Raw genomic sequence first — 13,643 nt, forward strand, 5'->3', positions numbered from 1 at the left:
AAGCGTCCCGCCCTCCAACCTCTCCACCCCGGCGAAGGCCGGGGCCCAATTGGAAAGGTGGCAATAATGGAGCGTCGCCATCCGTTAGCAGCGTCCCCCAATTGGGCCCCGGCCTTCGCCGGGGTGGTGCACACCCTTGCAAGTCATCCCCGCGGAGGCGGGGACCCATATTCTCAGGAGGCTAGCGACTTTATATCGAGGCCAGCCTGTATGGATCCCCGCCTGCGCGGGGATGACTTGCGGTGCGTCAGAACCCCTCCAGCACGATCTTCCCCTTGGCCGTGTGGCTCTCGATCCGCTCGTGCGCCTTGCGCAGGTTCGCCGCGTCGATCCGCCCGAAATTCTCCGCCAGCGTCGTCCGGATCGTCCCCGCATCCACCAGCCGCGCGACCTCGTCGAGCAACACCCCCTGCTCGCCCATGTCCGCGGTCTGGAACAGCGAGCGCGTGTACATCAGTTCCCAGTGCACCGAGATCGACTTCTGCTTCAGCGGCACGATGTCGAGCGTCTTCGGATCGTCGATCAGCGCCAGCCGACCCTGCGGCGCCAGCAGTTCGCCGATCTCGGCGATGTGTTCGTCGGTATGCGTCGTCGAGAACACGAACCCCGGCGCGCCGAGCCCGAGCGCCTCGACCTGCGCGGCGAGCGGCTTGCGGTGGTCGATCACGTGATGCGCGCCGAGCGCCTCGACCCAGCCGCGCGTCTCGTCGCGTGACGCCGTCGCGATCACGGTCAGGTCGGTGAGCTGTCGCGCGAGCTGGATCGTGATCGAGCCGACTCCGCCCGCACCGCCGATGATCAGGATCGCGTTCGCCGCGCCGGGGACGGGCTTGCGCACGTCGAGCCGGTCGAACAGCGTCTCCCACGCGGTGACCGAGGTCAGCGGCAGCGCCGCCGCCTGCGCCCAGTCGAGCGATGCCGGCTTGTGGCCGACGATGCGCTCGTCGACGAGGTGATACTCCGAGTTGGTACCCGGCCGGTCGATCGCGCCTGCGTAGAACACGTCGTCGCCGACCTTGAACCCGGTCACGTCCGGGCCGATCGCGACGACGACGCCCGATGCGTCCCAGCCCAGCACCTGCGGCTTGCCGTCGGGATCTTCGCGCCGCTGGCGGATCTTGGTGTCGACCGGGTTGACCGAGACCGCCTTCACCTCGACCAGCAGATCGCGGCCGGTCGCCTCGGGCTTGGGGAGATCGAGCTCGACGAGCGACTGCGGATCGTCGATCGGGAGCGACTTGGTATAGCCGATGGCGCGCATGCTGGAACTCCTGTGATGTCGCCGACAAGCTGTCCACGCGCGCGCCCGGTTTCAAGGAGAGCGGTTGGCAAGCCTAAGTGTATTATCTATATACGCCACTTGAACGCGGGGCGGGTTGCAGCCACGATGCGCCACCGAACGGAGACACAAGCATGGCGACGACCCCGAACACGCTGACGGAAGAGCCTAGCCTGGTGCTGACCCCGCCCGATCCGGTGCCCACGGTCGCGGCCGCAAAGGCGTCCGGCCTCGTGCCCGTCGATGCCGGCGTGAAGTCGCAGCTCGAGGAGCGCGTGTCGGGCTTCGTCACCGATCTCGTCGCGCAGGACGTCAATTCGCCCGAATTCGGCAAGCGCGTCGACGCGATCACGGCGATGGGCGCGAAGGAAATCCGCGACGCCGCCGGCCAGTCGAACCGCTTTCTCGATCGCCCGGTCAAGGCGATGGATCAGGAGACCGGTGTCGGCAAGGACCTCGCCGAGCTGCGCCGCGTCGTCGAGGATCTCGATCCCGGCAAGAAGGGCAACCTCACCGCGCCGCAGAAGCTGTTCGGGATCATCCCGTTCGGTGGCAAGATGCGCAATTATTTCGACGGCTATAAGTCGTCGCAGACGCACATCGCGCAGATCCTGAAGAGCCTCGGCTCGGGCAAGGACGAGCTGCTGATGGACAATGCCGCAATCGATACCGAGCGCGCGAATTTGTGGGCGGCGATGGGTCGGCTCGAGCAGATGATCCATCTGTCGAAGACGATGGATACAAAGCTGGAGGACGTCGCGAACGACCTCGACCATACCGACCCCGCCAAGGCGAAGGCGATCCGCGAGACGGCTTTGTTCTATACGCGGCAGCGGACGCAGGATCTGCTGACGCAGATGGCGGTCACCGTGCAAGGCTATCTCGCGCTCGATCTGGTCAAGAAGAACAATGTCGAGCTGGTGAAGGGCGTCGATCGCGCGTCGACCACGACCGTGTCCGCGCTGCGCACCGCGGTGACGGTGGCGCAGGCGCTGACCAACCAGAAGCTGGTGCTGGAGCAGATCACCGCGCTCAACACGACCACCGCGAACATCATCGATTCGACCGGCAAGCTGCTCAAATCGCAGACTGCGCAGATCCACGAACAGGCCGCGTCGGCGACGATCTCGCTGGAGACGCTGCAACGTGCGTTCCAGAATATTTACGACACGATGGATGCGATCGACGTGTTCAAGCTGAAGGCGCTCGATTCGATGAAGGTCACGGTCGGCGCGCTGTCGAATGAGGTCGATAAGTCCCGTGGCTATATCGCGCGGGCTGAAGGCGCCACCCAAGGCCAGCTCGGCGGACCGTCGCCTAGCCCGTTCAAGCTGGAGGCGATGTAACCCTCGTGAGCGAAGTCGACGACGCCATCGCCAGCGCCCGCGCCTCCTGGTCGCGCATTTCCGACGACCGGACGGGCACCGCCATCGCGCGTGCGCCGTCGCGGGGGCGGGCAAGGCAGACGCAGGCGATCGGCAAGCGGCTGACCCGGATCGCGGTCGCCGACGTGGCGATCCTGATCGCGGCGATGGTGATCGGCTGGATCGTGCCGCTCGGGATCGGCGGCGCGATGCTGGTGATGGCGCTGCTGATCGCCGCCACGGTGTTGTTCGCGGTCTGGCCGGCGGAACGCGCGCCCACGCCAGAGCGCCTCGCGGCGGTCGACATCCGCGCGCTGCCGGCGCAGACCGAACGCTGGCTGGAGGCGCAACGCCCCGCCCTCCCCGCACCGGCGATGACCTTGGTCGACCGGATCGGCCTGCGCCTCGAAACGCTGACGCCGCAGCTCGCGACGCTCGACGCGAACACGCAGGAAGCCGTCGACGTCCGAGAGCTGATCGGCGAACAACTTCCCGCCTTCGTCAAGGATTACGAGAAGGTCCCGGCGTCGCTCCGCACGACGCCGCGCAACGGCCGCTCGCCCGACGCCGAGCTGGTCGACGGCCTGAAGCTCATCGAACAGGAAATCGGCGAAATGACCGCGCGCCTGGCACAGAGCGACCTCGACAACCTCTCGACCCGCGGCCGCTTCCTGGAGATGAAGTACAAGGATTGAGCAGCTGAAACGCACCCGGCTCAGCGTCTGCCGCCGCAAGGCGCGCTTCGTCTCCGAGGCCGACGCGCTGGTGGTTGCGAATGCCGGGCGCGTGCCGCTCAGGGTGTATCGGTGCGACCGGTGTCTGCATCTTCATCTGACCAGCAGGATGAAGGGCAAGTACACGCGCTAGACATCGAAATCGGATCACTTCCGGCTTTTCCGCGCTGGTGGGATCGTGCAGACTAGCGACAAGTATCGGAGGACCAAGCCATGATCGCGTTGCTGTTCGCGTTGACGATGCAAGCTACCACCCCGGATATCGTCGTGTCAGGCAAGCGTTTGACAGACGCGTACGAAGCCTGCGTCGAGCAGACCTGTCCGCCGCTGCGCGATGCCCAGGTCTCGATCGCGTATGCCGAACAGCAATTTCGACAGGGTGCGTACCTGCAGGCGCGAAAGACGCTGGCCGCGGCGGTCGCCCGCAACAAGCAGAATGCCGCGACCGATCCGAAACCGGTCGCGGCGCTGTACGAGGCCTATGCCACCGTCTCGCTGCACGATGGCGAGATGGACGTGTTCAAAAGGGCCGTTGCCGGGCAGGTCCGGACCTTGCGCGAGAACTTGCCGCCGAACGACCCTGCAGTGATCGCCGCGGCATTCGCCACCGGCGATATGTGGCTCTCGCTCGGCAACGGACGCGCGGCCGAGAGTTCGTACCGGGCGGTCGAGCGCCAGGCGATGGCGGACGGCAATGCCACGCTGGCGATGCTGGCGACACTGCGGCGAGTCGGGCTGGCCAATGCACGACGGGATATCTCGGGCGCGACACGGCTTCTGGCCGAGGCCGAGGCAAGGCCGGCGGCCGCCGATCCCGCGCTGCGATCGGTGTTGCAGGTCGTCCGCTTGCGACTGGCAGCGCAACGTGCCGATAACGGTCAGGTCGACCGCCTCGTCCGCGAGATCGGCCATGCCACGTCGACCCGGCCAGTGCTGATCTGGGGACCGCCCTATGAGCCGACGGCGCTGGCTGCGGCACGGGAGGACGCCGCCAAGTTCGATCTCATCAATCCGGTGCCAACGCGATCGGGCGATCTGAACCCGATCCAGTGGGTCGATATCGGATTCTGGATCAAGCCGGACGGCAAGACCGACGACGTCGAGATACTCCGCGGATCGCGATCGACGGGTTGGGCCGGGTATCTGGTAAAGCAGGTATCCGGACGTCGCTATACGGGCACACCCGACGCGGAAGGTGGTAGCGGCGTCTACAGGATCGAGCGATTCTCGCTGCGCGGCCTGTATCAAACACCGACCGACAGTAATATCCGCCGGCGGAGCGGTCCCTCGGAACTGGAGGTACTCGACCTGACGCAGCCGGATAAAACGGTGACGGCCAGCCGCTGACCGCGTCGATCATCCGCCGATCGCGCGCGCCCTGTCCGCCAGACGTGCGATCGCTGCCGGGTGAATGCCGGGGGTCGAGGTCAGCACGCCGAACGCCTGCGGGCGCGGTTTGTTGAAGATCAGCGGCGCCCCGAGCGCATCGCTCACCACCGCGCCCGCTTCGCTCGCGACCAGCACGGCGGCGGCGATGTCCCATTCGTTGCCCCAGCGGAGCGTGGCGACGAGGTCGGCTTCGTCGGCGGCGACCATCGCGATGCGGAGCGCGATCGAGTTGGGTTTGTGGACCATGACAAGGTCGCGGTCGGCTTTGGGAAGCGCGTCGACGGGCGTGCGGCTGCCGGGGAAGTCGGTTCGGTTTCCGGCCTTCAGCGGGATGCCGTTGCGGGTGGCGCCCTGCCCTGCGACCGCGTGCCATCGTTCGTCGCGGGAGGGGGCTTCGAGGATACCGATCACCGGCTTGCCGCGATCGACCAGCGCGATCGAGACGCACCAGCCGGGCCGTGCGCGGATATAGTCGCGCGTGCCGTCGATCGGGTCGACGACCCAGAGGAGATCGTGGGCGAGGCGGTCGGCATTGTCGGCGGTTTCCTCGGAGAGCCAGCCGGCCTCGGGGAGCAGCGTCGACAGCCGCGCCTTGAGCATCCGGTCGATCGCGATGTCGAGTTCGCAGACCGGGCTGCCGGGAGTCTTTTCCCAGCGCTGGAAATCGGTGTCGAAGCGGTCGTGCGCCATCGCGCCGGCCTCCATGGCGATCGTCGCGACGGCGTCGGCCATCGCGCGCAGCCATTCGGGCGACCGTTCCGGCCCGCGGCGGCGCCCGTCAGCCACTCGCCACCGTCATGCCCTCCACGCGGAGGGTCGGCACGTTGACGCCGTAGCGGAATTCGAGATCGTTGGCGGGGGTCATCGCGAGGAACATGTCCTTGACGTTGCCGGCGATCGTGAACTCGGCGACCGGCGTGGTGATCTGGCCGTTCTCGATCCGGAAGCCCGCCGCGCCACGGCTGTAATCGCCGGTCACGCCGTTCGCGCCGCCGCCCATCAGTTCGGTGACGTAGACGCCCGACTCGATGTCGGCGATCAGCGTTTCGAGGGGTACGTGGCCCGGTTCCATGAACACGTTGCTGGTCGATACGCCGGGCCCGCCGCCGACACCGCGCGCGGCGTGACCGGTCGGTTCGAGGCCGAGCTGGCGCGCCGAGGCGGAGTCGAGCAGCCAGCGTTCGAGCATGCCGTCCTCGATGATGTCGCTGGGCGAGACGGGCAGGCCTTCGCCGTCGAACGGGCGCGAGCGCAGGCCGTGCGGGCGGTGCGGATCGTCGCGGATGGTGATGCCGTGCGCGAAAACCTGGCTGCCGAGCGAGTCGAGCAGGAAGCTCGTTTTTCGCGTGATCGCCTGGCCGGAGATTGCGCCGAGCATGTGGCCGACCAGCGATCCGCCAACGCGGCGGTCGTAGACGATCGTAGTGGGGCCGCTGACGAGACGGCCGGGGTTCAGGCGCGCGACCGCTTGTTCGCCGGCGCGGCGGCCGATCGCTTCGGGCGATTCGAGATGCGCGCGGAGGCGGGCGCTGCTGTGCGCGTAATCGCGTTGCATGTTGCCACCTTCGCCCGCCAAAACGCTGGCCGACACGCCGTAGCCGGTCGCGGCATAGGCGCCGGCGAACCCGTGGCTGGTGGCGAGCGCCCATACGCTGCGCGAGGCGCTGGCGCCGCCGCCTTCGCTGTTCGAGACGCCGGGGACGGCGCGAGCGGCGTCTTCGGCTTCGAGGGCTGCGTCGCGCAGTTGTTCGGGACTGACCTCGCCACCGTCGTCGATGCCGAGCAATGGTGGATCACCGTGGAGCAGCCGTTCGGAGGGGGCGAGCCCGGCCCAGGGATCCTCCGGGGCTTCGCGCGCCATCGCGACCGCGCGTTCGACCAGCGCGTCCATCGCGGCGGTCGACAGGTCGGAGGTGGAGACGCTGGCGGAACGCTGGCCGACGAACACGCGCAGGCCGAGGTCCTCGCTTTCGGAACGGCCGATATCCTCGAGCTTGCCGAGGCGGATCGACACGTCGAGCGCTGCGTCGGCCGCGAAGACCGCGTCGGCGGCGTCGGCACCCGCCGCCCTCGCGCGCTGGACGATGTCGTGGGCGCGGTCGCGGGCTTGGTCTGGGGTCAGCATATCAGCGACTTAAGGATGCAGGCTCGTGCCGACAACCACGCAGGCGAGGAACATGAGCAGTCCGGCGAAACGGTTCGCGCGAAAGCGGGCGAGCGCGGCGGTGCCGGCTTCGGGACTGGTGCCGGGCCTGAGCGTGGCGACCTGCCACCCGAGATGCAGCGCGACGGGGACGAGCGCGGCGATCGCGAGCGGATCGGGGCGGACAGTCCAGAACGCCGCAGCCCATAAGGCCACCGCGGCGACGTAGAAGATTCCGACGCCGGCCTTAACATGCGTGCCCATGCGGAGCGCCGAGGAGCGGATACCGATCATCGCGTCGTCCTCGCGGTCCTGCAACGCGTAGATCGTGTCGTAGCCGATCACCCACGCGATCGACCCGGCGTAGAGCAGCCACATCGACGTATCGAGCGCCCCGGCGATGTCGCTCCAGCCGACCAGCAACGCCCAGGAGAAGACGATGCCCAGCCACGCCTGCGGCCACCAGGTAATGCGCTTCATGAACGGGTAGGCGGCGACCGGCGCGAGGCTCGCGAGCGCGACGATCGCGGCGAGGAACGTCAGTTGGAGCAGGACCGCAAACCCGATCAGGCAGAGCGCGACGAGCCAGATCCAGGCGAGCTTGATCGAGACGAGCCCGCTGGGGATCGGGCGGGCACGGGTGCGCGCGACCTGCGCGTCGAGATCGCGGTCGACGATGTCGTTGAACACGCAGCCGGCGCCGCGCATCGCGATGCTGCCGAGGAGGAGCCAAAGGATCAGATCCCAGCGCTGGACTGCGCCACCGGCAAGCGCGACGCCCCAGGCGCCGGGCCAAAACAGCAGCCACCAGCCGATCGGGCGGTCGAAGCGGGCGAGCAATGCCAGACCGCGGAGCGTTGGCGGGAGGCGACCGACCAGGCCCTTATGTTCGCTGTCGGGGACGATTTCCGCGTGGCTCGGCTGGGTCTGCATGTCGGGGGCGTAGGAAGACGGGGTTTGGCGCGCAAGCCTTTGCCGGGTACCGAGGGCGTGTGACGCGTTTCGAGCCTCTTTTATGATCGGGCCCTTATGATCGGGCTGTCGGTCGCGGTCGGCCGCTTCGTCGAGGCGTTGTTCTGGGGGATCTTCCGGGTCGCCGGCGCGGTCGCGGGGGTGTTGATCCTTGGGGTTGTGGTTTTGATTGTTGCGTGGGTGGTGGCTCGGAAAATGTGGGCGCGGCGGAAGCTCTGAAATGGGCGAGCCAACTGCCCCCTCCTTGGAAGCGAGGGGGGTGGGTCGGCTGCTTGGCGGGCGTTTCGGCAGTTACAGGCCAACCCACCCCCTGCCTTCCAGGGAGGAGAGCTGGAAGGGCGCGAAATCCTCCCCGGCACGGGGAGGGGGACCAGCGCAGCTGGTGGAGGGGGGCTTCCGCGAGCGTAACACTCGCGCCCGACCTTGAAGTCTCGACGCTCCTGCTAAACTCTTCATTGCCAGCGTTACGTGCGGTGCGATCCCCCTCCACCCTTCGCCGATGGCGAACGGTCCCCCTCCCCGTGCCGGGGAGGATTTAGTCGTTTCCTTGATCCTCCCCCGCCAGGGGGAGGTGTCGCCGAAGGTGACGGAGGGGGAGGACGCGCAACACTCGTTTCGCTTCCTTCCCCCTCCGTCTGGCAAGTGCCAGCCACCTCCCCCTGGCGGGGGAGGATCGAAGATTAGCGAGGCGCACCCCATTCATCACGGCCCCCTCCCCGTATCCGAGAGGATTTGCTAGAGCCGCCCCCATGCCCGCAACCCCAGCCTGGCCGCCGCAGTCCACGCCGCGCCTTTTCGTCGATACGCCGCTTGTGGCCGGCCCGCTTCACGTCGATGGGCCGGCGGCGCATTATCTCGCAGGCGTAATGCGGATGAAGATCGGTGATCCGGTGAAGCTGTTCGACGATCGGACCGGCGAATGGCTCGGCGTCGCGTCGAGCGTCGGCAAGCGGGACCTGACGCTCGACGTCACCGAGTTGCTGCGACCGCGCGAGGACGTGCCCGATCTGTGGCTGTGTGCCGCACCGCTCAAGAAGGGTCGGGTCGACTGGATGGCGGAGAAGGCGTGCGAGCTTGGCGTCGCTAGGCTGCAGCCGGTGGTCACCCGGCGGACGATCGTCGACAAGCCCAATACCGAGCGACTGCGTACGCAGATGATCGAGGCGGCCGAGCAATGCGGTCGCACCGCGCTGCCCGCGGTCGCCGAGCCGGTGAAGCTCGCCGCGTTGCTCCGCGACTGGCCCCAGGATCGTGCGCTGTTCTTCGCCGACGAGACGGGCGGCGTGCCCGCGCTGGCGGCGATGCGCGCGCGACCCGGACCGGCAGCGATCCTGATCGGCCCCGAAGGCGGCTTCGACGCGGACGAGCGCGAGGCGATTCGTTCGCATCCGAGCGCGGTGGGGATCGGCCTTGGACCGCGCATTCTTCGCGCGGAAACCGCGGCCGGCGCGGCGGTTGCGCTGTGGATGGCGGCGGCGGGCGACTGGTCGGGCGACTGAACCAAGGGCAGACGGCACGACATTGCTACCGATCGGTTCGGATCCCCCTAGCCCCCTCGTTCATCGGCGCGTAAGGCGCGGCGATGACGACGATTCCCACTCCGCCGAAGACCAGCCCGACGATCGAGTCGCGCGACCAGTTGATCGCCAGCTTCGCGGGCGGCGAAAAGCCGAAGGACGCGTGGCGGATCGGCACCGAGCACGAGAAGTTCGTCTATGCGAACGGCGATCATCACGCGCCGTCCTATGACGAGCCGAGCGGCATCCGTGCGTTGCTCGGCGAGCTGGAGCAATATGGGTGGAAGCCGGTCATGGAGGGTGGAAACGCCATCGCCATGTCGGGTCCCGACGGCAGCATCAGCCTGGAGCCCGCCGGCCAGTTCGAGCTGTCGGGTGCGCCGCTCGATTCGTTGCATGAGACTTGCGCGGAGACCGGGCGTCATCTGGAGCAGGTGAAGGCGGCGGGCGAAAAGCTCGGCATCGGCTTCCTCGGGCTCGGCATGTGGCCGGACAAGACGCGCGCCGAACTGCCGACGATGCCCAAGGGGCGCTATGCGATCATGCTGCGGCACATGCCGCGCGTCGGCAGCATGGGCCTCGACATGATGCTGCGGACCTGCACGATCCAGGTGAACCTGGATTATGCGTCCGAGGCGGACATGGTGAAGAAATTCCGCGTCGGGTTGGCACTCCAGCCGCTCGCGACCGCGCTGTTCGCGAACTCGCCGTTCACGGAAGGGCGGCCCAACGGCATGCTGTCGTATCGCAGCCATATCTGGTCGGACACCGATCCGCACCGCACCGGCATGCTGCCGTTCGTGTTCGAGGATGGCTTCGGCTATGAGCGCTATGCCGAGTACGCGCTCGATGTGCCGATGTACTTCGTCTACCGCGAGGGCAAGTACATCGACGCCGCTGGCCTTTCGTTCCGCGATTTTCTGAAGGGCGAATTGTCGGTGCTGCCGGGCGAGAAGCCGACGCTCGACGACTGGACCGATCATCTGTCGACTGCGTTCCCCGAGGTGCGGCTGAAGACGTTCCTCGAGATGCGTGGCGCGGACGGGGGCCCTTGGAACCGGATCTGCGCGCTGCCGGCCTTGTGGGTCGGGTTGCTCTACGATCAGGGTGCGCTCGATGCGGCGTGGGATCTGGTCAAGGACTGGACGATCGACGAGCGTCAGGCGTTGCGCGATGCGGTGCCGAAGCTCGCGCTGAACGCGCCGATCGCGGGCGGCGGGACGCTGCGCGACATCGCGGGTGAAGTGCTCGACATCGCCGGCGCGGGGCTGTCGGCGCGCGCGCGGTTCAACCGGGCGGGCGACAACGAGACCGGCTTCCTCGATCCGCTGCGCGAGATCGTCCGCAGCGGCAAGGTGCCCGCCGAGGTGCTGTTGGAGCGCTATAACGGCGCCTGGAACGGCGACGTCTCGAAGGTGTACGACGAGGCCAGCTTCTGACGGCTCCCCTCCCGTTCACGGGAGGGGTCGGGGGAGGGCTTGGCCGCGGACGTGCGCGCGAAAACGCCAGACAGCCCCTCCCCTAACCCCTCCCGCACGCGGGAGGGGAATTAGCCGCGCAGTTTCGCGAAGATGCGCGGCACCAGGCCGTTGCGCGTCATCCAGTCGAAATAGGCGCGATAGTCCGGGTCGAGCTTCAGATGCCGCTCCTCGGTCTTCGCCCGCCAGAAATACACGCCGCTGACCGCCGCCATCAGCAACGTCGCGCGGGCCGCGTCGACCAGCGACCCGGTCGTCAGCACCGGGACCGTCGAGATCCACCAGAACAGGTTCTTCGACAGATACGCCGGGTGCCGCGACACCGCGTAAGGCCCGTGCGTCAGGATACCGCGGTTGGTGAGGTTGGAGAAGCGGAAGCCGAACGCCATCGTCGCCCAGGCGTAGATCGCGGTCAGCCCTACCAGCACCGCGCCGGTCGCCGCCAGCACGACCGGATGCCCTTGGAACCAGACTGTCCAGTCCGACGTGCCGGGATGGTAATCGAGCGGCCCGCCGTCGCTCATCAGGATGAACGGCGGGTAGCACATCAGCGCCGCCATCCACGCGACCGCGAACGGGTTGGCGCTGCGGATATGCGAATCGAGCGGCCGGAAGGTCAGGATGTAGCCGATCGTCGCGAACGCCACGTCGATCAGGAACATCAGCGTGATCAGCCAGTTCGCAAGCGCGACCGGATCGTGCAGCACGGTCGACAGATCGCCGCGCACGAATTCGCTGAAGCCGGGCGGGACGATCGCCAGCATGAACGCGAGAAAGAACGTCTTCACGCCCCAGGCGCGCAGATGGCCGTAGATCGCCTCCCGGTCGACGCCCGCCTGCCCCGTGAACCACGCGCCGAGATGCCAGGCGCCGTCGCGCGGCTCTGTCAGATAGCGGTCGATCCAGAGGACGTAGGGGATCGAGGCGACGAACAGGATCGGCGCGGCGTTGGTGAAGCACCACATCGCGAACGCGAAATTGCCCTGCCAGTAGAACCGCCCGGTGCCGTAGATGACCGCGATCGCGGTCCAGGTCGCCCAGAGCCCGGCAAGCTTGGTGAGACTCGTGTCCAGCGTGTCGCGCAGGGGCTTGCCCGCCGACCAGTCGATTCCGGTGCTGGGACTGCGGTGGACCTTGTCCACCAGCAGCGACCAGGCCACCATCGGCAGGCCGCACGCGAACACGTTGACCAGCGCCGAATAGGGGCCGTCGATCGCCTGCCAGCGGGCGATGCCAAGCCAGGCCAGCACGCCGACCAGCCCCGACACCCCCGCACCGTGGCTGACGGCCGAGCGCGGACGGGGATCGGCGACTTGGCCGACGCCTGAACTCGGCGGGGTCCGATCGGAAAGCACGGCGTCGTTATGCATGGACTCGGCCATAGCGCGGAATGGTGAGCAAGGCGTGAAGCATGATGCGTGCCTCGTACGGGACCCGCACAGGCTCTCGGGGTGCGGCCGGCGCACGCGAACGCTTGCGCCCGCCGCGCGGCGACGCTAGTTCCCACCCTCGCCCCGGCGCATCGGGCGGGTATAGTACAATGGTAGTACAGCAGCCTTCCAAGCTGAATACACGGGTTCGATTCCCGTTACCCGCTCCAGACTTCCTGCAGCGACACCGTCCCGCCCCCTGCCTATCCGCGTCCTTGAGCGAAATGCTCGACATTGCCGGGGATTGCCGCCCAGCCGTGCATGGTCTGCTCCCAGACCGACCTGACGGGACCCGGAAAGGTCGGATCGGCGATCGCGCCGACGGGTATGCCGATCAGCGCGGGGTGCTTGTCGCTCTTCACGTAGACGGTCGAGCCGCAGGTGGCGCAGAAATACGTACGGAAGACATTGCCCTCGTCCGTGTTCCGCTCGAACATCCTGGCCGGACCGGCAATGGCAAGACGCTCGGCAGGGTAATAGGCCGTGACGCCGAACGGGGAGCCACTTCGGCGCTGGCAGGCGACGCAGTGGCAGGCGACGACCAGAGGCGTAGGGCCCGGCAACTTCACGGACACCAGTCCGCACTGGCACGCGGCTTTCACTGGCACGCTGCTTTCATCGTGATTGCTCCTCGTCGCGCGCTGCGCACATCACCCCGCCCGAATCGCCCGCCGACAACGCAGCGGACGCGCGCGGCCGAGGTCCGCCGGGCACCGCGGTGGCCGGTGGAGTCGATGGCGGTGGCGGTGGCGGTGTCGGGGCGACCCCGCGGTTTTTCACCCCTCACTCGACCAGGCGTGCCAGGAGGCTCGCCATGCGGCGTCGCCCAAGCTGGGTGAGACGAACGTGTGACCGGCGTCCATCGCGTTCGTCGCGAGTGCGTTCGACCAGGTCGGCGTCCTGCAGCATCGTCAGATAGCGCAGCGCGGTAGCGGACGGCGCGCGGGCGCCGATGCACACCGCCGACACGCTGAGCTGACGATGCTCGTGTTCCGAAATGAACAGGTCGAGCAATATGTCCCAGGCGGGCTCGGAAAACAATGCTCCGCCGAGCAGGTCGTCGCGCACCTTGCGCGTGGCGTAGAGCCGCTTGGCCATGCCGAATATCCCGGCATCGGCGCGCGTCTGGTCCGCCAACCCTATGGCAAGACCTAGCCGGCCTGCATCCAGACGGGCCGGATCAAGACGGGCCGGATCAAGACGGGCCGGATCAAGACGGGCCGGATCAAGACGGGCCGGATCAAGACGGGCCGGATCGAGTGCGAGAGGCGACGCAGTGCTCAAGGCATGCATGGCGTGTGCGGTGGTCGATGCGTAGTTCATGGACACCTTCCGAA

The 13,643-nt window shown here is 67.5% G+C and carries 13 protein-coding genes and 1 tRNA gene; 7 read left to right on the forward strand and 7 right to left on the reverse strand.

Features of this window, described 5'->3' with window-relative positions; genetic code table 11:
* Positions 1–247: 247 nt before the first annotated feature.
* On the reverse strand, positions 248–1,261 hold the full coding sequence (locus O6Y00_RS05585) for a zinc-binding alcohol dehydrogenase family protein (RefSeq protein ID WP_353441611.1): 1,014 nt from the start codon (positions 1,259–1,261) through the stop codon (positions 248–250).
* Positions 1,262–1,413: 152 nt separating this feature from the next.
* Between O6Y00_RS05585 and O6Y00_RS05590 the strand changes: the two genes are divergently transcribed.
* The 3 genes from O6Y00_RS05590 (at position 1,414) to O6Y00_RS05600 (ending at position 4,724) form a co-directional block, all read left to right on the forward strand.
* Positions 1,414–2,625 (forward strand): toxic anion resistance protein, encoded by a 1,212-nt coding sequence (locus tag O6Y00_RS05590; RefSeq protein WP_353441612.1) that lies wholly within the window; start codon positions 1,414–1,416, stop codon positions 2,623–2,625.
* A gap of 5 nt (positions 2,626–2,630) precedes the next feature.
* Positions 2,631–3,338, forward strand: a complete 708-nt coding sequence (locus O6Y00_RS05595) for a hypothetical protein (RefSeq protein ID WP_353441613.1) — start codon at positions 2,631–2,633, stop codon at positions 3,336–3,338.
* Between the two features lie 252 nt (positions 3,339–3,590).
* Entirely contained in the window at positions 3,591–4,724 is a 1,134-nt protein-coding gene (locus O6Y00_RS05600) for a hypothetical protein (protein ID WP_353441614.1), read from the forward strand.
* Positions 4,725–4,733: 9 nt separating this feature from the next.
* Here the strand turns inward: O6Y00_RS05600 and O6Y00_RS05605 are convergent, their stop codons facing one another.
* From O6Y00_RS05605 to ubiA, 3 genes are read right to left on the reverse strand one after another with little or no spacing between them, the layout of a single operon-like run.
* Positions 4,734–5,498 (reverse strand): 3'(2'),5'-bisphosphate nucleotidase CysQ, encoded by a 765-nt coding sequence (locus tag O6Y00_RS05605; protein WP_353441841.1) that lies wholly within the window; start codon positions 5,496–5,498, stop codon positions 4,734–4,736.
* A gap of 46 nt (positions 5,499–5,544) precedes the next feature.
* Positions 5,545–6,891, reverse strand: a complete 1,347-nt coding sequence (locus O6Y00_RS05610; protein WP_353441616.1) for a TldD/PmbA family protein — start codon at positions 6,889–6,891, stop codon at positions 5,545–5,547.
* 9 nt (positions 6,892–6,900) lie between these two features.
* Positions 6,901–7,842: a 4-hydroxybenzoate octaprenyltransferase gene (gene ubiA / locus O6Y00_RS05615; protein ID WP_353441617.1), complete on the reverse strand. Its 942-nt coding sequence runs from the start codon at positions 7,840–7,842 to the stop codon at positions 6,901–6,903.
* A gap of 96 nt (positions 7,843–7,938) precedes the next feature.
* Here ubiA and O6Y00_RS05620 point away from each other — a divergent pair, with 96 nt between their 5' ends.
* From O6Y00_RS05620 to O6Y00_RS05630, 3 genes are all read left to right on the forward strand, one after another.
* A complete protein-coding gene (locus O6Y00_RS05620) occupies positions 7,939–8,100 on the forward strand; it encodes a hypothetical protein (protein WP_353441618.1) in 162 nt (53 codons plus the stop codon).
* A 530-nt stretch (positions 8,101–8,630) separates the two neighbouring features.
* Positions 8,631–9,380, forward strand: coding sequence for a 16S rRNA (uracil(1498)-N(3))-methyltransferase (locus O6Y00_RS05625; RefSeq protein WP_353441619.1), 750 nt, complete (start codon positions 8,631–8,633; stop codon positions 9,378–9,380).
* 83 nt (positions 9,381–9,463) lie between these two features.
* On the forward strand, positions 9,464–10,837 hold the full coding sequence (locus O6Y00_RS05630) for a glutamate--cysteine ligase (protein WP_353441620.1): 1,374 nt from the start codon (positions 9,464–9,466) through the stop codon (positions 10,835–10,837).
* Between the two features lie 110 nt (positions 10,838–10,947).
* On the opposite strand, the gene O6Y00_RS05635 is transcribed toward O6Y00_RS05630, so the two are convergent.
* Positions 10,948–12,246: a methyltransferase family protein gene (locus tag O6Y00_RS05635; protein WP_353441621.1), complete on the reverse strand. Its 1,299-nt coding sequence runs from the start codon at positions 12,244–12,246 to the stop codon at positions 10,948–10,950.
* A 156-nt stretch (positions 12,247–12,402) separates the two neighbouring features.
* On the opposite strand from O6Y00_RS05635, the gene O6Y00_RS05640 reads away from it, so the two are divergent.
* Positions 12,403–12,476, forward strand: a tRNA-Gly gene (locus O6Y00_RS05640).
* 33 nt (positions 12,477–12,509) lie between these two features.
* Here O6Y00_RS05640 and O6Y00_RS05645 read toward each other — a convergent pair.
* Together O6Y00_RS05645 and O6Y00_RS05650 are read right to left on the reverse strand one after the other, a co-directional pair.
* The gene (locus tag O6Y00_RS05645; protein WP_435368589.1) at positions 12,510–12,914 is read right to left on the reverse strand and encodes a GFA family protein; all 405 of its coding nucleotides are present in this window, start codon (positions 12,912–12,914) and stop codon (positions 12,510–12,512) included.
* Positions 12,915–13,089: 175 nt separating this feature from the next.
* Positions 13,090–13,629 carry a winged helix DNA-binding protein gene (locus tag O6Y00_RS05650; protein ID WP_353441623.1) on the reverse strand — a complete coding sequence of 180 codons (540 nt, stop codon included), beginning with the start codon at positions 13,627–13,629 and terminating at the stop codon, positions 13,090–13,092.
* Positions 13,630–13,643 lie beyond the last annotated feature (14 nt).

Origin of the sequence: Sphingomonas faeni (genome assembly GCF_040407565.1) — a bacterium.
Classification (GTDB): domain Bacteria; phylum Pseudomonadota; class Alphaproteobacteria; order Sphingomonadales; family Sphingomonadaceae; genus Sphingomonas; species Sphingomonas faeni_F.